This window comes from Pseudoalteromonas sp. Of7M-16 (assembly GCF_022347805.1).
GTDB lineage: Bacteria > Pseudomonadota > Gammaproteobacteria > Enterobacterales > Alteromonadaceae > Pseudoalteromonas > Pseudoalteromonas luteoviolacea_F.
This window is the reverse complement of the sequence record NZ_JAKRFY010000037.1, coordinates 23,746-48,045: the sequence shown is the minus strand read 5'-3', so window position 1 is coordinate 48,045 and position 24,300 is coordinate 23,746. Positions and strand designations below refer to the sequence as shown.

The window sequence follows — 24,300 nt, the reverse complement described above, 5'->3', positions numbered from 1 at the left end:
AGCGGAGAATACTTAGTAAATGGGCTCTGAAGTATAGTCCTGACTTTGCATAGCATGAAACTCAGCTTTACTGACAATATTGACTGATTCATGAAGCTCAGAAAATACAATCAGCGCATCACCGCTTTGCAGTTGGGCTTTGACTTGCGCAACTTTTTGCTCCGTTGAGATTTCACTGTCACCATAATCTGTGCCTTCACGTAACACATAGTGCTCGATCAAGCTGTTCAGCGTCTCAGTGGCAATTTGTTGATAAGGAATAAGCATGGATGTATCGCTATTTTATTAATGAGTGGATGTAATCAGGCACGACTTTTTCCAGCCAATAGATTGGCTTAAATGGGTTTGCGCCAGAAATAAAGCCAACGTGACCGCCTTTAGAGGATACCGCAAGCTTCACTTGCTCACTGACTTGCTGGATCAGAGGGATAGCTTGTTTTGACAGCATAGGATCATCTTCAGCGTGGATAAGCAGTGTCGGTGTTTCTATTAAACTTAAATACGGTTGTGCACTGGCCTGTGCATAATAGTCTTCAGCGCCTTTAAAGCCATGTAAAGGGGCGGTGACTCGATCGTCAAATTGCCAAAGGTCTTTAATTTGTGACAGCTCAAGGGCAGTCATATTAATGGAAGTGTGGATCTGGTCTAATTTACGTGAAAAAGAATGCTTCATTCTATCCAGTAGGTATTTTTGATACAGTTTGAAGCAGCTTTTTCGGATCACTTGGCAAGAGGATGACAAATGATAGGGAGCGGAGATCACCGCAGCACCAGCTAAGCGGCTTGCATGGCCTTTTTCTCCAAGGTATTTTGCCAATACATTACCACCTAACGAAAAGCCAACGGCAAACAGAGCCCGGCCGGGAAATCGCTTACTCAATGTTTGCAGTAAGAACCCTAAGTCTTGTGTTTCTCCACTGTGGTATGCCCGTGGTTGTTTATTCACTTCTCTAGAGCAATTACGAAAGTGCATCAGTACCGCATCTAACCCGGATTTGGTAAGGGCATGTAGCATCCCTTTTGCGTAAAAGCTGTTTATATTGCCTTCTAAACCATGCAGCACCACTACGAGAGGCGCCTGTTGATTGCCATTTTTGGCCCAAGCAAGTTCTAAAAAGTCGTTGTCTGGCGTGGTGAGGTGCTCATAGCTGACATCCGCTTTTAATCTTGGTCGAAAAGCGCGTGGAAGAATAGTTTGCACATGACGGTTGCGCATCCACCAAGCGGGCTGAAAATTTAAATCGAGCTGCTTTGACATAGATAGGTGACGATCTCTTTGTGACGATTAACCCAAATAGTGTACCAAAGCTGCTACAAAATGAGTATGGACCTAAAGAATTTGTCTATGTGAGATAAAAAGCACCCGACCAGCGAAGCTGGTAAGGTGCTTTGTGCGTCGTGCTTAATTCTGAAACGGGAACTAAGTTTGCTTAACTAGATCTGTGTGACTGTGTCTTACTCTGGTACTTCAGCCTCATTGACCTTTTTCACAAAGTAGTAGACGTAATAGATGCACAGCGCGATCACGATCCCGAGTATACCAAAAGATAAATACAGTACCGGGTCGGAAAAGAAATCTCTAAAGAATACGTTCATGGCTGTGTCTCCTCAATTTGTCGATGAGTTAATAGTAGAGGAGCACCTGAGCAATCGTTATGATCGAGATCAAGTTTATTATTTAGCCGATCAGTCCGAGTAACGGCACTTGATCTTGATCATAGTTTGGCGTGTTGAAACCGCGTGTAGAGTGACTTTGGCAAATAATGAAGCAGGTTGTTAGGGTCTTTTACATGGTCTTGTAAAGAGAACGTTTTGACATGCTCAATTAAATGGTGCTGTTGCAGTTTTTCAAGCTCTAGCTCAGTCGCGAGCAAACTGGCTCTGAGTTGTTGGTAATCTGGGTAAGCGTGATACCGTGTCTTGGCTTGTTTTCTGGTAGCGCGATAGGGAACCAGCAGTTCCCGATCAATTTGTTTTACAACGGCTTCTAATTCGCAAGTTTGTTGCTCAGTTAGCTGCACATTTAAATAGCTTAAATAGTCGAGTAACAAACACAGGTTAACGTTCTTGTCATACCTATCTTGGCATTCTAAAAGTACCTGCTGAACCTGCTCGTTTTGATAAATCGTGCAAGCGTATTGCCAAAAGGCATCGCGACTTAGCATACTTCTCCTGTACTTGCGAACTGGGCTTCTTTTTCTTCCAGTTCTTCCAGCGAGATTAATAATGCCTCTTCGGTTTCATTTAATTGAGGCGTCAAACGTGCTTGTTCACTTAATAATTCGCTCAACTTCGCTTTGTTTTCTGCCTCATAGAGCGAATTGTCCGCTAGCTGAGACTCGATTTCGGCCAGTGCAGTAGTATATTTGTCGAGCTGCTTTTCTAGTTTATCTATTGATTTTTTAAGTGGTTGAACCGACTTTCTGAATTCTGCTTCTAAGCGTTTTTGCTCTTTTCGATTGACGCTTGAATGCGCTTTGTCTTCTACCTGTGGCTTTTGCTTTGCTTCTTTATTGGCATTAAGCAGCCACTGATAGTATTCGTCCAAGTCATACCCAAATGCCGACACTGTGCCGTTATCGACTAGGTAATACTCATCGGCGGTATTTTTCAGCATATGACGATCGTGGGAAACGGTCACCATAGCGCCTTCAAACCCCTGTAGCGCCATGACTAACGCATGACGCATTTCCAAGTCTAGGTGGTTAGTAGGTTCATCCAGCAACAATAGATTGGGTGACTGATACACCAACATGGCCAATACTAATCGCGCTTTTTCACCACCAGAGAATGGCGCAACAGGATCAAGCGCTTTGTCGCCATGAAAGGCAAAGCCGCCTAAAAAGTCACGTAAAGACTGCTCGGTTGCCTGTGGATCTAAACGTTGTAAGTGGGTGACCGCACTGGCATTTAAATCGAGAGATTCAAGTTGATGCTGGGCAAAGTAGCCAACTTTTAAACCTTGATGTTGAAATACCTCGCCTGCTTGAGGTGTTATATCGCCAGCCAGCAGTTTAATTAAGGTGGACTTACCTGCGCCATTTCTTCCCAACAGAGCGATTCGGCTACCGGGTACTAAGTTGAGTTTAATTTGATGCAAAATAGTGATGTCGCCATAGCCTGCTTGTGCTTCATCCAATGTCATCAAAGGGTTTGGCATATTTTCAGGGTTGGCAAATTCAAAACTAAATGGTGAATCTGCATGTGCGGGTGCCAATTTTTCCATGCGCTCAAGTGCTTTCACCCGACTCTGTGCCTGTTTGGCTTTACTGGCCTTAGCTTTAAAGCGAGTAATAAACTTTTCGAGATGTGCGATGGTCTCTTGCTGTTTTTCATACATAGCTTGCTGTTGTGCCATGCGTTCTGCTTTTTGACGTTCGAACTGTGAGTAATGACCTTTGTAAACATTGATACACTGCTGATCGATGTGCCAGATCTGATCGATTACCGCATCCAAAAACTCTCTATCGTGAGAGATGAGTACTAGGGTGCCTTGATAGGCCTTTAGAAATCGTTCCAGCCAGTAAACAGCGTCTAAATCAAGGTGGTTAGTTGGTTCATCCAGCAATAGTAAATCGGCGTCGCGGATCAAGGCTTGGGCTAAATTGAGGCGCATTCGCCAACCACCGGAAAACTCACTGACTGCAAAATCTAGTTGCTCATTACTAAATCCTAAGCCATGTAATAATTCTCCGGCCTTAGCTTCAATACTGTATCCGCCGACCAATTCCATTTGCTGGTGGATCTTGGCCTGTTTTTCGCCATCACCTTGTGCTTCGGCTTGTTGTAATGCAGCTCGTAATTCATAGTACTGCTGATGACCCTGTAAAACATACTCCATTGCAGAAATAGATAGTGCTGGTGTTTCTTGCTTAACTGAAGCGATAGACCAATCTTTTGGGATTTGAAAGTCGCCGGCATCTGCGTGCAGTTGTGATTTGAGCAACGCAAACAGTGACGATTTGCCGCAACCATTGGCGCCGACTAAACCGACTTTGTGCTGTGCAAAGAGGGTTGCGCTGGCATTTTTCAATAGAGTTTTGCCGCCGCGTAACAGTTCAATATCAGAAAGTTGGATCATAATAAGCTCGAGTCAAAATTACTGAGTGAATGATAACATGGATCTATAACTAGGGAACAAGCGTATAATTGTGTCCTAACTTGAGTTAAAATAGCCTTTCACAGAGTAGGTGGGGTTGTATTGTGAGAACGAAAAAACGCTTTATTGCTGGTGCGTCATGTCCGGCTTGTAACAAAATGGATGTCATGATGCTTTATAAAGAGCATGATGTTGAAAAGGTCGAGTGTGTCGCTTGTGGCCATTCAATGACTCAGCCTGAAGAAGCAGTACAAGCGTCAACGCGTCAGTTTGAACAAGTCATTGGGGTTTTTAAACCGCAATAATCTGATGCGCCTATGCGCATCAAATACGGTGATCGGTTAATAGTGCGGTGGCGGGGGCTCTTGCTCAATAGGCATCATGCCGTCATCTTTACCCTCTTTGATTTTTTCGGCTAGCAATCTGATTTGATGTTGCATTGTTGCCAGCCTTGCTTGATGGACTCTTAACTCATCATTTAACGTCTCGATGGTGTCTTCTTGAAATGCCACTTTTGCTTCAAGTTCAATTACGCGACTTTCTAACTCTGTCATTACTCTTTTACTCTTTCGAATTGCTCCATTAAACCGCTTGAACTCTCGGTAACCAAAATGCCGTCGCGCTTTGCAAACGCAACGTCAAATACGACTGCAGATTTGGGTCGGCTGCCTTCTCTGGGTTTAACTAGCCAAGTGTTTAACTTGGTGCCATCACTGATCCGCCAAAGTGTCAGTTGGCGATTAGGGGAGCCTGTTGCGAGCAGGTCACCCTGCTGATTGAAGCGCACGGCACTGAATATTTTCTGCCGTGCAATATACTGTAATTGTGCCACAAGATCACCTGAAGTGAGTTGCCAAATACTGGCTTTTTTCATGCTATCGGCAGTAAATGCGTAGCGACCTTGTGGATCTAACGCCACTTTGGTCACTCGACTCGGGTGATTAAACCGGTGCAATACTTGCCCAGTTCTGGTGTCCCAAAAGTATGCACTATAGTCATTGGCACCTGTAAGTGCGAAGTGGCCATTGGGCGAGAGTGCAATACTATTAATTTTTTCTTGGTGTCCAAGGAACTCTATTCGTCTTCCGCTATCTAAGTCGAGATGCACAACAACATTGTCACTGCGACCATATAGGACATATCTGCCTTGGTTACTGACAGCGATGTCTCTGATAGTGCCAGTGTCTATTTGATAGTAGCCAATGTTTTTACCGTCGGAGAGCTGCCACACAGCAAATCGATCGTTGGCGGCTGTCACCGCTGTAGAACTGTCATGAGCAATGGCGAGAGAGTGAATGAGCTCATCAGGCTGATCTGAGTGAGACCACTGATACTTCAAGCCATGGGTGGTGTTGTCCCATAAAACTGCACCGTGTTCGACTGATGACACTAAACTGTAACGACCATCGTGTGAAATAGCGGCTGCAAATGCACCGCGTGCTGCGTGTTCGACAGTCAATTGCGCTTTGGAGCTGTCGGGAGAGCAACCTGATAGCATCAGGATAGATAAGCAAACGAAGAGTCGTATGTGCAATTTAAAAAATTTGGCCATAAATTCGGTATTTCCTCTTAACTCTATGATTTGCACCGAGTAGACTAGTGGTAAAATTGATTGGGCCACAAAACTGATATTAGCGTATTAGCTAAAGTATGTCGCCAGTAACATGGGTTTTTCCTAAAGCAAGGTTCTATGGGTATGAATCTTGGCTTTGGTGGCAATGAGTGATAATGTGACATCACCTTTTAAATTAATAATTATTTAACATGACAATGAAGTTAGAGAGCAATGAAACATTGCTGGCTGCTCGGATGTCGGAGAAAGTAAAATGAAACAAACTATTAAGCTGTCTTTAATTGCAGCCTCAGTACTTGCACTAACTGCGTGTAATCAAAAAGCGCAGGAAACTGCAAAAGTAGAAGAAGTAAAACTAGAAACTGAAGTTCAAAAGCAAGCATACGGTATTGGTGCATCTGTGGGTAACTTCCTACAAAAAGATCTTGCTGATAAGCAAGGCCTAGGCATTGAGCTTGATCAAGCATTGCTTATGAGAGGCTTTGAAGATGCGCTTGCTGGTAACTCAAAACTAGATGATGAAAAAATTCGTGAAGTGCTCACTGCACTTGATACCTCTGTACGTGAAAAGCAAACTGCTAAAGCAGAAGCTGATGCGAAAGAAAACAAAGAAAAAGGCGTAAAGTACCTAGCTGAAAATGCCAAGAAAGATGGCGTTACAGTGACTGAGTCTGGTCTTCAGTACGAAGTAATTTCAACGGGTGAAGGTAAAAAGCCAGTTGCAACTGACGTGGTTAAAGTACACTACAAAGGTACGCTACTAGACGGTTCTGAGTTTGATAGCTCATATTCGCGCAACCAGCCTGCAACTTTCCCACTTAACCAGGTTATTGCTGGTTGGACTGAAGGTTTACAGCTAATGCCTGTAGGATCAAAGTATAAATTTACTATTCCTGCAGAGCTAGGTTACGGTGAGCGTAACTTAGGTAAGATCCCTGCTAACTCAACACTTGTGTTTGAAGTTGAGCTACTGGAGATCCAAGAAGATAAAGAGAAGCCTGCAGCCTAAGGTGCAAGCAAATAAAAAAAGGGCCTACAGGGCCCTTTTTTTATACTTGTTTAGTTTATTCGGTATGATATGCAAAGAGGTTATCAATCAGTTCATCCTCTAGTCCAAACCGTTGCTCCAGTGCTTCGCCGAGCGTTGATAGATCTTTGTCGAAATCTTCCAGGGGATTGTCACTACTTGCTTCGGCGTATTTATCATTGAAGTCGAGTGCTAAATCAGTTGATGCCGTAATTTGCGGGTAGATAGACTGAGCTAGCTTCAAGCTATCTGGGCCTTTTTCTTTGCACGCAGCAACAATATTGTCGTATATTTCAAAGTGTCCAGCTGACAAGTAGTCCATCAATATCTGACAAAAGGACTGGATTTGAACCTGTTCTGGCAGCGCTTTATCTACGCTCTCAAAAGGCGATAGGCCAGCTACTTTGTAGTACAGTAACAGTAACTCTTGACGCTCCATGAGCCAGTTGTCGATAACACTATGACTCCCTCCCCATTTTTGTTGGGCTTGTTCTAACCGTGAAAGCATAGTTATCTCCTTAGCGGGTCGTTTTTTTAGGCCCTGCAATGACCAAATTGTGTTTGTATATTAGGTTTTATTTTTATGGGCACATCAAAAATAGGATGGTTTGGACCCAATAAGAGACAGCAATTTGGTAATACTGAATACTTAATCTTGCCTCCTATAAAAAGGAAAACTGATGAAAAGATCAACCACTTTTTGCAAAAAGCACATAATTTCTTTCATTTGTACCTTAGCTGGGTTTTTTAGTCTTGGTGTTAATCATTTTTATTTAGTATTCAGGTAGGCGGAGTGATGTTTGCTGGGTGATAAAAAACAAAAAACCACCCTAAGGTGGTTCAAAACAGTTTAGCAAATAGCACTTATTCTTGTTAGAAGGTGTTTTGTTCTTGTTATTTTGCGCAGCATTTTTATAGCAAGGTTTTTTTTGTGGTGCAAATAATCACGAACATTTTTTTATGAATTTAATATCTCAAAAATATGAAAGCGAGTTTATGAGAAAGGGTTTGTTGGTGTTTTGGGCCAACAAAGAGGGTATTTGAATGAGCTGCTCATTAATCTGGATCATGGAGATGTGATTTAAACGGTTGAACAGCTAGGGGGCTTGGGGATAAAGTGATACAATTCGAACAATTTTTACAGCACTGGAATTGAATCACGCTATGAGCGAGTTGAAAAATGATCGTTATTTACGCGCGTTGCAGAAGCAGCCGGTTGATGTGACACCTGTATGGATGATGCGACAAGCGGGTCGTTACCTCCCTGAATACAGAGCTACACGAGCGCAAGCTGGTGACTTTATGAGCTTGTGTAAAAATGCTGAATTAGCTTGTGAAGTGACATTGCAGCCACTACGTCGTTACCCACTGGATGCTGCGATTCTATTCAGTGATATTTTAACTATCCCTGACGCTATGGGACTTGGCTTGTACTTTGAAACAGGTGAAGGTCCAAAGTTTGAACGTCCAATCACCTCGCTAGCTGATGTTCAGAAGTTACCAAAACTCGATCCGACGGACGAGCTTGGTTATGTGATGAATGCAGTGAGCACTATTCGCCGAGAGCTAAAAGGAGAAGTTCCTTTAATCGGCTTCTCTGGTTCTCCATGGACGCTTGCCACATACATGATCGAAGGCGGTAGCAGTAAAACCTTTGGTAAGATTAAAAAAATGGCATTTGCTGAACCGCAGACATTGCATTTACTACTTGATAAAGTCGCTGACTCAGTCATTGATTATCTAAATGCGCAGGTGAAAGCAGGTGCACAATCTCTAATGATTTTTGATTCTTGGGGTGGTGTGTTAAGCCCTCGTGACTATAAAGAGTTCTCGCTACAGTACATGCACAAAATTGTCGATGGCCTGATCCGTGAAAACGATGGTCGTAAAGTGCCTGTTACCTTGTTTACCAAAAATGGCGGGCAATGGATTGAAGCGATTGCTGCAACGGGCTGTGATGCAATTGGTCTGGATTGGACCATAGATATTGCCGATGCAAAACGCCGTGTGGGTGATAAAGTCGCGCTGCAAGGCAACATGGATCCTGCTATGTTACATGGTACACCAGAGCGCATTCGTGAAGAAGTTCAGTCAATCTTGGCAGGCTTCGGAGAAGGCAATGGTCACGTATTTAACTTAGGCCATGGTATCACGCCGGATGTTGACCCTGAAAATGCAGGTGTATTCATTAATTCAGTCCATGAATTTAGTCGCCAGTATCATCAAAAGTGATAGTCTGACAAGACAAAAAACCCAAGCATTGCTTGGGTTTTTTACTTTATGGCTTGAGCGCTATTCGTCAAATGCGCGGCGCATAAAGTAAGGCGTTGCCAAGGCGCCATGGTGAATACCGCTATTGTAATATTCGGTTTCAAACTGTGCAGCTTCAACATCCTGCTCTCTAAAGCCGTTGAAGTGTTGCCCTTTACGCGCGAGTGTTGCCGACCATAGGCCGCTTGGGTAAATTGGCTGTGGAAATGGCAAGGTTTGCAAATCGGCAAAACCCACATCTTTCATTGCTTGACGCATTTCTTTTAGCAGTGCCATATGCATCAGAGGTGATTCACTTTGCTGGATTAAAATCCCACCTTCGCGCAGTGCCGCTAAACAGCTCGTATAAAATGCGTGATTGAACAGGCCTTCGCCTGGACCTACAGGATCTGTTCCGTCAACAATGACCACATCAATAGAGTTTGCAGGGGCTTCTCGCATATATTTGATACCGTCATCAAACATCACCGTGGCACGTGGGTCGTCATTTGAGGCGCATAGTTCTGGGAAGTACTTAAGTGACATTTGTGTCACCACTTCATCGATGTCTATTTGTGTAACTGACTCGACGTCCGGGTGTTTGAGTACTTCGCGCAGTGTTCCGCAATCTCCACCGCCAATGATCACGACATTTTTAGGTGCCGGGTGAGCAAAGAGTGCAGTGTGGCTCATCATTTCATGATAAAAAAAGTTCTCACGTGTACTGACCATGGTGCAGCCATCTATGATCATCAAATTCCCAAAGTCGGTTGTTTCATACATCTCGACCTTTTGAAACGGTGATTGAACTTCATCTAGCTTTTTATTGATACGCAGAGAAAAAGCGCTACCATCTCGGTCACTGATCTCTGTAAACCAGCGGTTTGCTTCTAAATTAGACATTTTTGTTTTCACGTTGAATTGTTAACAGGCGCAATTTTGCCAGCGCCAAAGAATTTGCTCAATCTATTTTAGTCGATTGTGCCTAGTTTGTCTGTTTACCATAAATTGCGTCCCTAAGTGCATAGAAAAGCGACCTCCCCCTATCGCTAATCACGCTTAAGCGTATTAAAATGAGCGGCATATTAGAGTTATTTAGCAGAGAAGATGATGGAGTGGGGAGTCGATACAGCACGTAATACATACAATGTACAACATTGGAGTGATGGTTATTTTGATATTGATGATGCTGGTAAGTTAGTTGCCTATCCAGATGGCGATCGTAGCAAAAGCCCTATTTCATTATCTGACCTTACCGAGCGTTTTAAAGCACAGGGGCTGACGCTACCTGTTTTGGTACGCTTTACCGATATCTTGCAAAACCGAGTAGATACACTGACGCACGCATTTGAAGATGCACGTGCTCAAAAGAGCTACCATGGTCAATACACTTGTGTTTATCCGATTAAAGTTAATCAGCAGCGTTCTGTGGTCAGTAAGCTACTCAGTCATCCAAGTGGGTTAGTGGGGTTGGAAGCGGGCTCTAAACCTGAGCTGATGGCCATTTTGGGTCTCGCTACTTCACCAATTACGATTGTTTGCAATGGCTACAAAGACAGAGAGTTTCTTCGTCTTTCACTGATTGGACAAGCCATGGGGCACAAGGTACAGATTGTGGTTGAAAAGCTGTCTGAACTGGATGCACTCATTGCTGAAATAGATGACATGCAAATCGAGCCGGCCATTGGCATTCGCATTCGCCTCAACTCAATCGGAAAGGGCAAGTGGCAAAATACGGGTGGAGAAAAGGGCAAGTTTGGCCTGACCGCAGGACAAGTACTCAATGCAGTAGAAACATTACGTCGTCACAATAAGCTGCACTTGATGCAGTTGGTACACTTTCATATTGGCTCTCAAATTGCCAATATTCGCGATATTCAACGTGCACTGAGAGAGTGTGCGAGACACTACGCTGAATTGACACAGGTGGGTGTACCGTTAAAAACCGTTGATGTTGGTGGTGGACTCGGCGTTGATTATGAAGGCTCGGGCTCGCGTAGCGCTTGCTCTATGAATTACACTGTTGGTGAATATGCCCGAAATGTGGTGAACGCATTTGCTGAAGTTGCAGAACAACACGGCTTACCTCATCCAGATATAATTACCGAGTCTGGGCGAGCACTAACCGCCCATCACGCGGTACTTATTACGGATGTTATTGATATTGAGACGGCGCCTTGCGAAGCTGTGCCAGATCAGGTGTCTGGAGATGAACACCATTTGATCCAAGAGTTACGGCTATCGCTGTCGCGATTGACGCCAAGGTTGGCTTTGGAAACCTACCATGATGCGATGCATTTGTTCCAAGATGCCCACGATCAATATGTTCATGGTCTTATCACGATGGCACAGTGGGCGCAGATCGAACGTTTGTATTTTACAATATTGAGAAATGTACGTGACAGCCTGAGTACGCAATCTAGAGCACATCGAGAAGTGTTGGATGATTTAAATGAGAAATTAGCTGACAAGCTATTTGTGAACTTTTCACTGTTTCAATCTTTGCCTGACGTTTGGGGGATCCAGCAGTTGTTCCCAGTCATGCCAATTGCCAACCTAGATCAACCCTTAACTCAAAGAGCCATCATCCAAGACATAACCTGTGACTCGGATGGGCAAATTCGCGAGTATGTTGAAGGGGCTGGAATAGAATCCAGTTTGCCAATGCCGCAATATCGCAGCGCAGAGCAATATCATTTAGCCATGTTCATGGTCGGTGCATATCAAGAGATATTGGGAGATTTACACAACCTATTTGGCGACACGGACTCAGTTCATGTTGAGCTCACTGAACAAGGTTATCAATTGACAAATGCGCTTAAAGGGGACTGCGTCGAAGATGTATTGCGCTTTGTACATTATGACAAACAGCAATTGGTCGACAATTTTAACTCTCAGATAAATGCCACGGCTTTGCCTGTGCAAACACAACACGCATTTTTACAAGAGCTTAATTCGGGTTTGGCTGGATATACATACTTTGAAGATTGATAAGTACTGCTCAGATTTTTTCTGACCTTGAAAATGCGTATGATGACCTCATCACAGTATGAATTGTGATGAGATGTCCTCGAATAAATAATAGTAGTAAAGGAACTTTGCATGTCGCTAGTCCGTCAAATCGTAGGGCTTATTTTATATGTCCTAAATACATTAGTGTGGTTCGTGCCGATTTTCATTTGTGGCGTATTAAAACTGATACCGATCCCCATTTTGCAGCGCTTATTGAGTAAATTGGCAAAATCATGTGCGAGCATGTGGGTGGCTGGCAACAACATTAATCAGAGCTTTATTTCGCCTTATCATTTACAAGTTTCAGGCGCTGATGCACTGGATACAAAAGATTGGTACCTAGTGATCGCCAACCATCAAAGCTGGGTTGATATACTGGTATTGCAAAGAGTGCTGCATCGCAAAATTCCTTTTTTAAACTTCTTTCTCAAAAAAGAACTGCTGTACGTGCCATTTTTGGGGTTAGCTTGGTGGGCACTGGACTTTCCATTTATGACTCGTACCAGTAAAAGCCAGATCAGAAAAAACCCTAAACTCAAAGGCAAGGACATCGAAACCACAAGAAAGGCGTGTGAAAAGTTTAAAACGATGCCTGTCAGTATTGTGAACTTTGTTGAAGGAACCCGTTATACCGAAGAAAAACATCAAAGACAAAACAGTCCATTTAAGCACTTACTCAAGCCTAAAGCTGGGGGCATAGCTTTTGTCATGCAAGCCATGGGGGAGCAGATCAATCAAGTGGTCAATGTAACCATCCACTATCCAAATGGCGTGCCTACTTTTATGGACTTTGTGGCTGGAAAAGTAGGCCAAATTAACGTGCAAGTCGAGTTGATGCCAGTCAGTGATAAGCTGGTGGGGGATTACACCGGAGACAATGAGTTTCGGGTGCAATTTCAAGGGGAGCTTAATCGCTTATGGTCTGAAAAAGACAAGAGCATCGACGAGCTGGCAACGCCTTCGAAGTAAACAGGTTCTACACGGAATAAGCAGCGAGTATAGGAACAGAAATAATGAAGAGTATATTACCGAGGCGGTTTTACGGTGCAGTTGGAACATTATTTTTATTACTAAACACCGTGTTCTGGGGTGTGATAGTACTATTACTTGGTGTGACTAAATGGTGTATCCGCACCAAATCCGTCTCTGTGTTATTGCATTGGGCTTACCACAAATGGTGTCTTGGAAATCGTATTGGATTAAAACTAGGTGGCGTGCTGATGGACGTCAAGATCCCACAGTCTGTATCGACAAATGGTTGGTATTTATTGGTTTCCAACCATATTAGTTGGCTGGATATTGTGGTGCTAAGTGCGCAAGATCAACTGCCAGCTCCGAAATTTTTCCTTAAGGATGAGCTAAAATATGTGCCTTTTATTGGAACTGGAGCGTGGGCATTGGATATGCCGTTTATGAAGCGCGCTAGTAAAGCGCAAATAGCTAAAAACCCGAAATTAAAGCGCATGGACGTGGAGCGCACCAGGCAGAGTTGTAAAAACTTTAAACAACATCCTACGACAGTAATAAACTTTGCTGAAGGTACTCGTTTTACTGCGGCAAAACAGCAGCGCCAAGGGAGTCCATTTGATAATTTATTAAAGCCAAAAGCGGGGGGAACTGCTTTTGCTTTAGATGTGTTGAGTGAGCAGGTTGACGGCTTATTAAATACAGCTTTGGTTTATCATAGTGAAGATGAGCATATTTGCCGCGCATTTTTCCGTGGCCAGTTAGAAGCGGTTTCTCTGGAAGTTGACTATATTCCAATAGATGACTTGCCCAAAGGGGATTATCAACTTGATAAAGCGTATCGCGTGCAATTTCAGGCCTATATGAATCAACTATGGCAACACAAATCTCTGCAAATTAAAGCCATAGAGCAACGGCTCGATGACGCAACTGGGAAGTATTCAACAGAGGTAAAACCACTATGAACTCAATGCATGTACAAGATGTGATCTCACCAATTATTGGTGGCGCTAACATGCATCCTTTTGTTCTAGCTTCTCTTACAAATAGTGTGTCGTTGATTGTTTTAGTGATCATCTTCGCACTGATCAAGTTAGCATTGGTTCCAAAAGTCAAACGTATGCTATCGCGTTTTTCGCAGGCAAAAATAGCGTTTCTTGCTCCTCAATTAAGTAAGTTGAGTGGCCGGGTGGCTTTACTTATTTGTAGTATGTTGTTTGTGATGGTTAACAAACATTTGTTTGTCGCGCCTTTGTGGGTCATGGCGCAATTACAAGTATTAGCGCAGGTCATTTTAATTATTGCTTTTGGCTTTTTAGTAAGCTCTTTGATGAATATTGCTCATGCAATATATCAGCAGCAAAAATTCGCGAAAGACGTTCCGATTAAGGGCATCGTACAGCTGGCCAAGCTGATGGTCTTTATTGTCACAACTGTTTTGGTTGTCAGTACTATGGTTGATAAGTCTCCAACCTATATTTTGTCTGGCTTTGGTGCCATCGCGGCGGTGACCTTATTGGTTTTCAAAGACACTATTTTAGGCCTAGTCGCGAGTATACAAATTGCAGCAAACAAACTGGTTGCGACGGGAGACTGGATCCAAGTTGATACTTTTGGTGCCGATGGAGAAGTCATTGATTTGGGTTTAAATACCGTGCGAGTTCGTAATTGGGATAATACGGTGACAACAATTCCTACCTATGCGTTGATCTCTGATTCCTTTAAAAACTGGCGTGCTATGCAAGAGTCTGCTGGACGACGCATTAAGCGTACTATTCCAATAGATATGAACAGTGTATCCCTGTTGTCTGAGCAGCAATTGGTAGTGTTGAAAGACAAGTTTGTGGAATTGAATGCATTAAAGTTACCAGAAATGTGTAGCAACTTAACAGCATTTAGAATGTACGCTGAACTGTTATTAAAACAACGGCCCGAAATAAATACAGAGTGTATTTGTATGGTGCGTGAGCTTTCTCCGACTCATAATGGCCTGCCTATTGAGCTGTATTGCTTTAGTAAAGACAAAAGTTGGGTTAACTATGAGCACATTCAAGCTAATATACTTGACCAGATGTTATTGCTCATTAAAGAGTTTGAACTACGCCCCTATCAAACATTTGACACACGCAGTGCTATGGCTTAAATCACACTCTGGAGTATCCTTGTCTTTTATCCTAGACGGGATCAGCTGTTAATCGCATTGGTAAAAAAATGACTGAGTAGTCATCTCGTCTGTGATATGGTGGTGGTTCAGGAAACTATTTTATTGTGGTATTTTCGTGACAATGAGATATGTTATATAGCAGGAGAGCATGACATAGGTAATCGCAAGTACGCACAATGTCTTGGTGTTTAAAGGCGTGTTTTTAAGTGGGTGGTCGAATGAAGTTATATAACGTACTAATACAGAGTGTGTTGGCTTTAACTTTTAGTACGTATAGTCTAGCGGTAGAGCAAATTGTTCATGTGGCTGTGGATCATGCGCCTCCTTATAGCCGGCTGAGTGAAAACAACCACTCTCAGGGCTTGATCTTGGATATTCTCAAATATGCCCAATTGACCAGTGATAAAAAGTACAAGATAAAAGCGGTGCCTTGCCCTTTCTCACGTTGTGTCCGTTTACTGAGTAAAGGTAAAGTGGATGTGATGGGGGGACTGATCAGAACTCCTGAACGTGAAAAAATCATGTCTTTTGTTGAGCCACCTTACATGGTGTTGTCTTCATCATTTGTGTTTTATGGACAGCAAAACAGTGATATTGAAGTTGAACGCTATGAAGACTTGCAAGGTAAACGCATTGCAGTGATGCGTGGCGGTGCCTTTTTTCCCCGTTTTGATAAAGACAATAGCCTAAATAAAATAGCCGTTCCCTCTGAGCGTGTCGCTGTTGACTTAGTGCTCAAAGGACGAGTCGATTTGGTGATAGCGGTGGAGGATACGGCTGATATTGCAATGGACGCACTTGACCAACCGATTCACAGACTAAAGAAAATGCAATATCGCCATACCCAAGCAATTTATGGCTATATGGCGATGAGTGAGTCATTTGCAAACTCCAGATTGGGAGATCACATTTCTAAGCAAATGCACAGTATGGCCAAAAACAAGACACTAGACCAACTTGTTGCGCCATATCACCTACCTAAAATCCCGTCGAGCTTAATTGAGCCAGCTGCCTCATTTTCTCCTCACTAAGTTATTACTTAATTCGGTGATGCATATACATAGTCATATCAAATATCAGCTTTTCAAGTTTTTGGTATGCTGCGCCAGCCCTATTAGAGCCAGGATCCGAATCCGTTAGTATGACAAACCCCGTTTGATTGTATAAGTCAGCAAAAAACTGCGCTTTAGGTGCTGCTACATTACCTCGGTAGTAAAATTTCTGGTTGTCGGTATGCCAAAAGTAATTTGGTAGTGGGGTATCATTTGCAATGGCTTCGTCCATACTCGCGATAAGTAAGTGACTCAAATCATTGGCCGTGGAGACAAATTGAGCGTGTGCGGTGTTTGAGTCATTTGAATGCTGCCAGTAAGTATTTTGCATTTTGAGCGGCTCAAATACATAACGTTGTGCCAGTGACGAAATGGGTTCTTGGCTACTCTGTTCGAGCACAAAAGTAGCCAATTCTATGCCCATTTGTGAGTAAAGGGCGGCATGCTCAGGTGCAACACCATAGTGACTAGAAAAGTTGCCAGCTTGATATAGCGGGCCTTCGGCACTTAAATAAGCTTTTAGCAGATCTTCACGGGCTTTGTGTGAGTGTACACAGGACGTCACTGGATTTGCCGTATGCACTGCACAGTCGAGGACCTCACGGTTGTCAACAATGCCACTGGTGTGTGTAAGTAGTTTAGATAGTGTTATCGAGTGGTCATGATCAACGGGATACTCCAGGGCAAAAGGTAAAATATCGTCAATGGACTCATCCAGAGGAAAATGTCCATCAATACTCGCGTGAGCGATAGTGGCACCAACTAAAATGTCGTTCAGTGATGTGAGGTAAAATGGCGTGTCAGCAGTGACCAACTTGCTTGTATTTGTTGTAAAACCTTGGCTATATATTGATTGACCTTGCGACACTATATTAACTGCAATTGTGGCTATGTCTCCCTGTTTTTGCAGTGCTGTTATTTCGCGTTCAAAATCTGTCAATGTCATGGTCGGTCGCAGATCTTTATTGAGTTTATTGAACACAAATTCATATGTTTCAAAGCGCTGCATATCGATATCATGTTGACTGAAAGCGGGGACATGATGATCAGGAGCAAACCCTGTATGTTCAAACATATTTCCTTGCGCATTGCGATAGATCTCATTGGATAGGCTTATTTGCCATCCGTTAGGTAACTCAAACCGCAATGCATCTGAGAGCGCACCGGCAGTTTCTTCGCCGACTTTGGTAACATGGTCAAGTTGGTCCATTGCCATCGTAAATACTTCAGCTGCGCTGACCGTCAGTTGGCTAGTGAGTAAGTAAATCGGTTTGGTATAGGCATCTGGATTAAGCGTTAATTTTTGCCGTACCGGGATCCCTCGACCAGTTTGGTTGATCGCTTGTTTGTTAAAGGCCAATACTTCTTTGTCGGCAAAGTAGCCTGCAATGGCTAACGAAATGGCATCATCTCCACCAGTATTGTGGCGAATGTCTAGGATCATGGCATCTGTGTCGCCAAGGTCAGACATTACACGCGACATCATTTTATGGGCAGCTAAGAGCTGTTGGGATTCATTGGCCGTTTGAGTCTCAGAGTAGCTATCCATGTTATTGAGCACCAAAATGCCAATATTATCTGCTGTTTTCCCCCATATTGCAGTGGCAGTTTGGCTATCTTCCGGCACGGTTTTGAGGCTGTCTGGCGTAATATAGTGTTGGCTTATGGATTGTAGCTGGGATTGGTAGCGTTCAAAAATGCTGTACATATCATGATCCTCTCCTAGGTAGCTTAGGTTAGCCATTTTTTGTCGCACGGCATTTAAAAGGGGAACCGGCTTGCTGGAGAAATACTCTTGTTGAGGTGATGAAATACTTGCATGCATATCCTGAAGAGGAGCGATCATTTTTGAGAGAACATCAAATAGTGCCTGCTCAGTCATTGACTCTGTGACGAGTGGGCGGTAGAGGTCATACTGTGTCTGCCAGTCAAGGTTGCGTATTGAAAAAAAGGCATAGTAATCATTAAAAGCATGCCAAAAATAGTCAAATACCATGATGGGAGACACTGTGCCTGATGTCGAAATTGGATTATCACATTGCGTAGGGATGGCAGTTATCTGTCTATAATCAATAGGGTAAACTTGGCCTTTGTGGTTTAAACGCAATCGCTCTGCCGAGTGAGCTTTCTTTACTTCTAAATGGCGATTTGCTTCTTGATGGGTCATTTCTGACGTTTGGATACAGCCATAGCTGTTGTACTGGTAGCGCAATACTCGGCTCATTGTAATGTGCAGTGCTTCACCATAAGCTGGTTTGTGCCATATACCAGCTGATCGCTGCAAGTCGCTTCGATGATCTTGATTGTCTTGGCAACCACTCAAAATTAAGCAGCTCGCAGCGATTAATAACTTGTATTTAGGTGCCAGTATCATTGTGAACAATCCTTTGCAATTGGTGATTAAAGTGACATCGAGTCTACAAATAGCCGTTGATTCGTGCTGTAAGGGAGTTGGAAAAAAACGTCAACAAATGTTGTAACGATGCTACATTTTTAAACAGTTCAGTGTGCGGATCATGGTTAGGCTGTATATGATGACGAATTTAAGGACAAATGTTGATGCGATTAGAAAATCTTGCCGCGAAGTATTTTGCTATGAGTGAGGAAGTGTGGGAGCGACATGCAAACCCTTGGAGTGTGTGGACTCGATACAGCTGTTTACCTTTGTTAATTGCCTGCATTTGGTGGCGAGAAATACTAGATATCTGGTTTTGGCCAATCTTGGTGATCTTGATGGTTTGGATTTGGGTTAACCCAAGGTGTTTCAAAAAGCCGCCACACACTCGTCATTGGACGTCACAAAGCGTATTAGGTGAACGCATACTAATTTATCAACCGGAAAAAATCCCGCCGCACCATTCAAAAATGCTGGATGTCATTTCAATTTTGCTCTGCATATTTACTGTGTTGTGTGTCGCGGGGTTATTTTTCCACGAAGTGATCAGCACCTGCGTAGGGGCGGTTGGCTTGATATTGACTAAAACTTGGTTTTTAGACCGCATGGTGTGGCTTTACCATGAAGTTGAAAACGCAAACCCCATGAACAAACCAACTAACTCGAAAAAATAGTACATAATTCAGCGGGCGAACTCGTGAGCACGGTAATATTTAGGTAACCAAGTCGTCTTAACTGTTCGGCAGCAAGCACTGCTCTGCCGCCAGAGGCACAGTACAAGTAAATCGCCGTTTTTGGGTCTGGCGCTAGTTCAGGTAGTTTAAATTCCAGTAAACCTCTAGAGATGTGAATCGCTGTTTTTGGAGCACCTGTTTGATATTCAGATGCTTCCCTAACATCAATAAGGAGCCCCTGATTAACTGTGATCTCTTGTTTTGCCTGTTTACCGTCGACACAATTTTGCTTGGCTCTAACGGCCGTGACCAGATCTTTAGTAGGTTGAAACATATTTCATGACCTTTTATATTAGAATTTACTAATATTAGATCTTTCTAATGTATGTGTCTATAATCTCGGCATACAGAAATTGTTTGGACGTGATATTGAAAGTTCAAGATATGGCGAAAAGTGCCGAGAATGCAGAGGCTTTGCTAAAGCTTATGGCCAACAAAAATCGCTTGATGATATTGTGTAGTTTATTGCAACAAGAAATGAGCGTTAGCGAGTTAAATGCTCAGGTGCCCTTGGCGCAATCAGCTTTGTCACAGCACCTAGCTGGGCTGCGCAAAGCCAATGTCGTTGCGACGCGTCGTGATGGGCAGGTCATTTATTATCGCATCATTGATGATAAGGTCACTGCGATTTTGGCCCAGTTGTATCAACTGTTTTGTCAGCCTCAAGTAGATGGGGAGTCTAGCTAATGTTTGCTAGAGTAATGACACTGTTATTAAGCAGTCGCATACCTCTGTTTATTCTAGTGGTGAGCATTGTATTGGGGCTGTTAGCGTTACATCAAACTGCGCGTGAGGAAGAGCCGCAAATAGTCGTGCCTATTTTAGATATTCACGTTGATGTACCAAACATTGCGGCCCCTGAGGTGACACGTTTGGTTACTGAGCCCTTGGAAAAGTTATTGTGGCAAATTCCAGGTGTTGAGCATGTCTATTCTACGACTGTGTCGGGCAAAGCTGCCGTTACATTGCGCTTTGAAGTTGGCGAAGATCGCGAGCGAGCGATTCTCAACACCTACACAAAACTGTATGCCAATGAAGATCGCATGCCTCACGTTGTTGAAAAGTGGCAAATAAAGCCTGTAGAAGTAGATGACGTAGCGATCTTGATGTTGGGCTTATATAGCGAAGACCCGAGTCGTTATAGTGACTTCGAGTTGACTCGTATCGCGCAGGAAGTCTCGATACAGCTGCAAACGATTGCCGATACCAGTGAGGTGACGGTATTAGCTGGGCGGCAGCGACAAATTCAGGTCGAACTCAATGCAAGTTCGTTAGCGGCTCATCATACTACGCCGCTAGATGTACTGAGAGCTATCCAACATGCGAATCAGTTGCAGACCGTTGGCAGCTATGTCGTCGGTGATCTGCAATGGCAATTGCAAGCAGGTGATGTATTACGTACGTCCGCTGAGCTCGGAAAGTTGGTTGTCAATGTGGTTAATGACAGGCAGATTTATCTAAGCGATGTTGCCAAGGTGCAAGATGGTCCGAGTGAGCCACTGCATTATCAATGGTTAACCTTAGATGAAAAGCGACGCAACTTGCCAATGGTAACGTTAAGTGTGGCCAAACAGCGCGGTAGTAATGCAGTGACAGTTGCCAAGCAAAGTCTTGCAATGATGGACAAGTTGGGCAGAGAGTTACTACCAGAAGGTGTGCACTACCATGTACTGCGTAACTATGGCGAAACCGCAGATGAAAAAGTAAATGACCTGACCGCGAGCTTGGCTTTTGCCATAGTAACTGTGGTGATATTTGTCGGCGTCTTTTTGGGTTGGCGTCAGGCTTTGGTGATTGGTTTGGCGATCCCTATCTGCTACGGCATAACGCTGATTTTAGGATATGCATTTGGCTATACCATTAATCGGGTTACGTTATTTGCTTTGATCTTAGCACTCGGTCTATTGGTGGACGACCCCATAACTGGCGTAGACAATATGACACGCTTTTTGCGTCGCCTAGGGCCTAGTCAAAGCCACGCTAAACAAACCAAAGCTATTACCTCAGCGATGCTTGAAGTTAAAGTGCCGTTATTAACTTCGACACTGACCATCATTGTGTCATTTATTCCACTGGCATTTATTACCGGTATGATGGGCCCCTACATGGCGCCAATGGCATTTAATATTCCCGTCAGCGTGATTGTGTCCACTTTAGTGGCTCTATTTATTACGCCTTGGCTGGGTAGCAAATTGCTAATTAAAAACACACATACAACGCCAAAAAGCACGCAGGGTTGGTATAGGAAAGTACTAACAGCCTTGTTCTCGCAGCCAAAAAAAGCCAAATGGCTCTTGTGGACTATACTGGTGCTTTTTGTCATTAGTGCTTGTTTGCCCTTGCTGCGTGCCGTACCACTAAAGCTCTTGCCTTTCGATAACAAGAATGAAGTACAAGTGGTACTCGATATGCCGAGGGGGAGCAGTTTAGAAGCAACTGCTGCGAAGGTTCAGCGTATTCAAGAGGTAATTTGGCAGCTACAAGAGGTGTCGTCTATCGCGGCCTATATCGGGCAGCCCTCTAGTGTTGACTTTAATGGCATGGTGCGAGGGTATTATCAGCGACATGGCAGTCATTTTGCGGAACTTCGTGTGCTATTGGTTGATAAGCGACAACGTGTTCACCAATCTCATGCTGTGGTGCTAAGGATGCGAAAATTACTGTCATCTCTCGCGACTCACGGCATCAAAATTAAAGTCGTTGAGGTGCCACCTGGCCCCCCAGTGATGTCGACCTTGGTTGCAGAAGTATATGCCTCAGATATGTTTACAGGCAGAGCGACTCATGAACAAGCTGCAAGAATATTGGCAAGTAGACTGGCACAAGAAGCACACGTCGTAGAAGTTGATTCAAGTTTGGAGCCTCAAGCGACTCGTCAACGATTTATACTGGATAAAAGTAAAGCCGCTTTATCTGGTATTGCCACTCAGGACGTCAATCAAACGTTACAAATAGCCAGTGGAGGCCTAGTTGCTGGCACATTGCATGTGCCTTCTGAAGCCACGCCATTAGAAATTGAATTGCAATTGCCTTTTATTGAACGAAACCAGTGGCCAATGCTTAATGCCCTGCAACTACGTGGCCGCGCTGAGCTTGCTAAAAGTGCGTCTGATCAATCGCTTGAAGATGCCGCCAAGCCATTGGTGCCATTGGGAGAATTAGGAAAGTGGCAGTTGGGGTCTGTAGAGCAAGCAATTTATCGAAAAGACTTAAAGGAAGTCATTTATATCACGGCTGAACTGAACGGCCGCACGCCCGCATCTGTTATCGCAGATATTGTCAGTGATGAAAATAGAGCAGCAGGGTTGGAGGAGCGAAATTGGCAGGAACGTACATTTATCAATAGTGGGTCCGGCATGGGCTGGCAATTACCACAGGGTACAGAATACCGCTTTTCTGGAGAGGGGGAGTGGCGTATTACTGTAGATGTCTTTCGTGATATGGGGCTTGGTTTTGCTTTTGCTCTTACGGCCATATTTGTGATCTTACGTTGGCAAACCGCGTCGAGTGCTTTGGCTGGAATTATTATGTCGGCTATCCCTTTGACAATGATTGGGATCATGCCCGGTTTTTGGTTGTTGAATCAGTTTGGTGAACGCACCATTGCCGATGCGCCAGAGCCCATTTTATTCACTGCTACGGCTATGATTGGGATGATCGCTTTGGCCGGGATAGTGGTACGAAACAGCTTGATTTTAGTGGAATACGTTAATCAACAACGTGCGCAAGGAGTGGCGATTAAAGAAGCGCTTTACCAAGCGGGCGAAGTGCGTATGCGACCAGTCTTGCTAACTGCTGGAACGACCATGCTTGGGAACTTGGTGATCATCTTAGATCCCGTATTTAGCGGATTGGCTCTGGCTATTATATTCGGTACGTTGGCGTCAACATTGCTGTCACTGGTGGTGGTGCCAGTGGTTTATTTCTTGGTATTTTCGGACAACTTTCAGCAGGGGAAATCAAATGCACTTAGTGAATAAAAAGTGGGTCGCGTTGGGTGCGTTTGCAGCCCTAGGTATTCTATTGGCCGCCTTTTCCGGTGTATTTGACAAAAAGCGCGAGCCCCAGCTGCGAGCCAAACCTGGGCCATATCAAGGGGAGCAATATCTTGTGCAAGCACAACCAGTGGCATCGGGTGATATTGTCAGTGCGACAGTGGTTGCGCGTGAAAATACCCTCGTTGCGAGTCGGATCTTAGCACAATTAGAAACGCTGGAAGTCCGGGCTGGTCAGCTAGTTCAAAAAGGCCAATTATTGGCGACATTGGACGGCGCTGAACTGCGCGCGGCATTGCAAGAGATCAAAGCGCAAAGTAAAGCCAATACAGCTCAATTGCTGCAAGCACAAAAGCAACTGACGCGCAGTGAAGCTCTATTTACAAAGGGCCTTATTGCAAAAAATATAGTTGATGAGTGGCAAAGCAAGGTTGATGAATTGGAGGCGCGTCATCTGGCACTGAGTGAGCAGTTAAATGGTGCACAAGTGGCCTTGAGTTATACTCAGCTACATGCGCCTATAGCGGGTTTAGTTGTAGAGCGATTACAAGAACCCGGTGTTATGCTCAGTCCTGGAGTTCCGATTGTAGAAATATTCAACCCTGCGAGTTTACAAATTAGTGGTGCAGTGCGCTCGAACTTGGCAGGTCAGCTGAGTGTCGGTGATCCATTACAAGTGAAGTTAGATGCGCTAGATAAGTCCGTGATGGGCCACGTAAGTGAAATTGTCCCAGTGGCAGATAGTCTCGCTAGGCAGTTTGAAATAAAATTAGACATCACGCCTCCAAAGGGCGCAAAGCCGGGCATGTATGCGCAAATCACGCTACCAACAGCACCTGTATCGAGGGTTGTGGTGCCACGTCAGCTCGTCTATCAAACTGGGCAATTGAGTATGGTATATGTTGTGGAACAGGGAATAAAACAAAGACGGTTAATTCGATTAGGGCGACAACTGAATGACAAGGTGGTGGTGTTATCTGGATTAAAAGCGGGAGAGATACTGGCCGTTTCCTCCAGTACCTCATCTTGACTA

At 44.0% G+C, this 24,300-nt stretch carries 23 protein-coding genes; 12 read left to right on the top strand and 11 right to left on the bottom strand.

Translation table 11 applies throughout. From position 1 onward, the window contains the following. Nucleotides 1-12: 12 nt before the first annotated feature. The 5 genes from MHN81_RS25960 to MHN81_RS25940 form a co-directional block, all read right to left on the bottom strand. Nucleotides 13-267, bottom strand: a complete 255-nt coding sequence (locus MHN81_RS25960; RefSeq protein ID WP_023401305.1) for a YheU family protein — start codon at nucleotides 265-267, stop codon at nucleotides 13-15. A 10-nt stretch (nucleotides 268-277) separates the two neighbouring features. After that, nucleotides 278-1,258 carry a hydrolase gene (locus tag MHN81_RS25955; RefSeq protein ID WP_023401304.1) on the bottom strand — a complete coding sequence of 327 codons (981 nt, stop codon included), beginning with the start codon at nucleotides 1,256-1,258 and terminating at the stop codon, nucleotides 278-280. Between the two features lie 197 nt (nucleotides 1,259-1,455). Then, nucleotides 1,456-1,596 (bottom strand): hypothetical protein, encoded by a 141-nt coding sequence (locus MHN81_RS25950; protein WP_023401303.1) that lies wholly within the window; start codon nucleotides 1,594-1,596, stop codon nucleotides 1,456-1,458. A 119-nt stretch (nucleotides 1,597-1,715) separates the two neighbouring features. Continuing rightward, nucleotides 1,716-2,165: a TIGR02444 family protein gene (locus tag MHN81_RS25945; protein ID WP_239427152.1), complete on the bottom strand. Its 450-nt coding sequence runs from the start codon at nucleotides 2,163-2,165 to the stop codon at nucleotides 1,716-1,718. After that, nucleotides 2,159-4,081 (bottom strand): ATP-binding cassette domain-containing protein, encoded by a 1,923-nt coding sequence (locus MHN81_RS25940; RefSeq protein WP_239427151.1) that lies wholly within the window; start codon nucleotides 4,079-4,081, stop codon nucleotides 2,159-2,161. The genes MHN81_RS25945 and MHN81_RS25940 overlap by 7 nt, the downstream gene beginning before the upstream one ends. Nucleotides 4,082-4,203: 122 nt before the next feature. On the opposite strand from MHN81_RS25940, the gene MHN81_RS25935 reads away from it, so the two are divergent. Continuing rightward, complete coding sequence (locus MHN81_RS25935) at nucleotides 4,204-4,404, top strand: YheV family putative zinc ribbon protein (protein ID WP_023401300.1); 201 nt, start codon at nucleotides 4,204-4,206, stop codon at nucleotides 4,402-4,404. A gap of 36 nt (nucleotides 4,405-4,440) precedes the next feature. On the opposite strand, the gene MHN81_RS25930 is transcribed toward MHN81_RS25935, so the two are convergent. Next, nucleotides 4,441-4,653, bottom strand: a complete 213-nt coding sequence (locus tag MHN81_RS25930; RefSeq protein WP_023401299.1) for a SlyX family protein — start codon at nucleotides 4,651-4,653, stop codon at nucleotides 4,441-4,443. Continuing rightward, on the bottom strand, nucleotides 4,653-5,597 hold the full coding sequence (locus tag MHN81_RS25925) for a hypothetical protein (protein ID WP_231105476.1): 945 nt from the start codon (nucleotides 5,595-5,597) through the stop codon (nucleotides 4,653-4,655). Before MHN81_RS25925 ends, MHN81_RS25930 begins: the two co-directional genes overlap by 1 nt. 328 nt (nucleotides 5,598-5,925) lie before the next feature. Here MHN81_RS25925 and fkpA point away from each other — a divergent pair, with 328 nt between their 5' ends. After that, nucleotides 5,926-6,681, top strand: a complete 756-nt coding sequence (fkpA, locus tag MHN81_RS25920; protein WP_023401297.1) for an FKBP-type peptidyl-prolyl cis-trans isomerase — start codon at nucleotides 5,926-5,928, stop codon at nucleotides 6,679-6,681. A gap of 55 nt (nucleotides 6,682-6,736) precedes the next feature. Here fkpA and rsd read toward each other — a convergent pair whose 3' ends face one another. Further along, on the bottom strand, nucleotides 6,737-7,207 hold the full coding sequence (rsd, locus tag MHN81_RS25915; RefSeq protein WP_239427150.1) for a sigma D regulator: 471 nt from the start codon (nucleotides 7,205-7,207) through the stop codon (nucleotides 6,737-6,739). Nucleotides 7,208-7,863: 656 nt separating this feature from the next. On the opposite strand from rsd, the gene hemE reads away from it, so the two are divergent. Beyond that, complete coding sequence (gene hemE / locus MHN81_RS25910) at nucleotides 7,864-8,931, top strand: uroporphyrinogen decarboxylase (protein WP_023401294.1); 1,068 nt, start codon at nucleotides 7,864-7,866, stop codon at nucleotides 8,929-8,931. A 60-nt stretch (nucleotides 8,932-8,991) separates the two neighbouring features. On the opposite strand, the gene speE is transcribed toward hemE, so the two are convergent. After that, complete coding sequence (speE, locus tag MHN81_RS25905) at nucleotides 8,992-9,852, bottom strand: polyamine aminopropyltransferase (RefSeq protein ID WP_239427149.1); 861 nt, start codon at nucleotides 9,850-9,852, stop codon at nucleotides 8,992-8,994. A 207-nt stretch (nucleotides 9,853-10,059) separates the two neighbouring features. Here speE and speA point away from each other — a divergent pair, with 207 nt between their 5' ends. The 5 genes from speA (at nucleotide 10,060) to MHN81_RS25880 (ending at nucleotide 16,122) form a co-directional block, all read left to right on the top strand. Continuing rightward, entirely contained in the window at nucleotides 10,060-11,940 is a 1,881-nt protein-coding gene (gene speA, locus MHN81_RS25900) for a biosynthetic arginine decarboxylase (protein WP_023401292.1), read from the top strand. Nucleotides 11,941-12,051: 111 nt separating this feature from the next. Continuing rightward, complete coding sequence (locus tag MHN81_RS25895) at nucleotides 12,052-12,930, top strand: acyltransferase (RefSeq protein ID WP_239427148.1); 879 nt, start codon at nucleotides 12,052-12,054, stop codon at nucleotides 12,928-12,930. 44 nt (nucleotides 12,931-12,974) lie between these two features. Beyond that, nucleotides 12,975-13,892, top strand: coding sequence for an acetyltransferase (locus tag MHN81_RS25890; protein ID WP_023401290.1), 918 nt, complete (start codon nucleotides 12,975-12,977; stop codon nucleotides 13,890-13,892). Further along, nucleotides 13,889-15,070: a mechanosensitive ion channel domain-containing protein gene (locus tag MHN81_RS25885; RefSeq protein WP_023401289.1), complete on the top strand. Its 1,182-nt coding sequence runs from the start codon at nucleotides 13,889-13,891 to the stop codon at nucleotides 15,068-15,070. Before MHN81_RS25890 ends, MHN81_RS25885 begins: the two co-directional genes overlap by 4 nt. 239 nt (nucleotides 15,071-15,309) lie before the next feature. After that, nucleotides 15,310-16,122, top strand: a complete 813-nt coding sequence (locus MHN81_RS25880; protein WP_023401288.1) for a transporter substrate-binding domain-containing protein — start codon at nucleotides 15,310-15,312, stop codon at nucleotides 16,120-16,122. Between the two features lie 4 nt (nucleotides 16,123-16,126). Here the strand turns inward: MHN81_RS25880 and MHN81_RS25875 are convergent, their stop codons facing one another. After that, nucleotides 16,127-18,517, bottom strand: coding sequence for a S41 family peptidase (locus MHN81_RS25875; protein WP_239427147.1), 2,391 nt, complete (start codon nucleotides 18,515-18,517; stop codon nucleotides 16,127-16,129). Between the two features lie 185 nt (nucleotides 18,518-18,702). On the opposite strand from MHN81_RS25875, the gene MHN81_RS25870 reads away from it, so the two are divergent. Then, nucleotides 18,703-19,212 carry a DUF6653 family protein gene (locus tag MHN81_RS25870; RefSeq protein ID WP_239427146.1) on the top strand — a complete coding sequence of 170 codons (510 nt, stop codon included), beginning with the start codon at nucleotides 18,703-18,705 and terminating at the stop codon, nucleotides 19,210-19,212. Here the strand turns inward: MHN81_RS25870 and MHN81_RS25865 are convergent. Then, entirely contained in the window at nucleotides 19,196-19,546 is a 351-nt protein-coding gene (locus tag MHN81_RS25865; RefSeq protein WP_023401285.1) for a rhodanese-like domain-containing protein, read from the bottom strand. The genes MHN81_RS25870 and MHN81_RS25865 overlap by 17 nt on opposite strands. 95 nt (nucleotides 19,547-19,641) lie before the next feature. Between MHN81_RS25865 and MHN81_RS25860 the strand changes: the two genes are divergently transcribed. From MHN81_RS25860 to MHN81_RS25850, 3 genes are read left to right on the top strand one after another with little or no spacing between them, the layout of a single operon-like run. Next, on the top strand, nucleotides 19,642-19,959 hold the full coding sequence (locus MHN81_RS25860) for a metalloregulator ArsR/SmtB family transcription factor (RefSeq protein WP_036977121.1): 318 nt from the start codon (nucleotides 19,642-19,644) through the stop codon (nucleotides 19,957-19,959). Further along, nucleotides 19,959-23,252 carry an efflux RND transporter permease subunit gene (locus tag MHN81_RS25855; RefSeq protein ID WP_239427145.1) on the top strand — a complete coding sequence of 1,098 codons (3,294 nt, stop codon included), beginning with the start codon at nucleotides 19,959-19,961 and terminating at the stop codon, nucleotides 23,250-23,252. Before MHN81_RS25860 ends, MHN81_RS25855 begins: the two co-directional genes overlap by 1 nt. Further along, a complete protein-coding gene (locus MHN81_RS25850; protein ID WP_023401282.1) occupies nucleotides 23,236-24,297 on the top strand; it encodes an efflux RND transporter periplasmic adaptor subunit in 1,062 nt (353 codons plus the stop codon). Before MHN81_RS25855 ends, MHN81_RS25850 begins: the two co-directional genes overlap by 17 nt. Nucleotides 24,298-24,300: the final 3 nt, after the last annotated feature.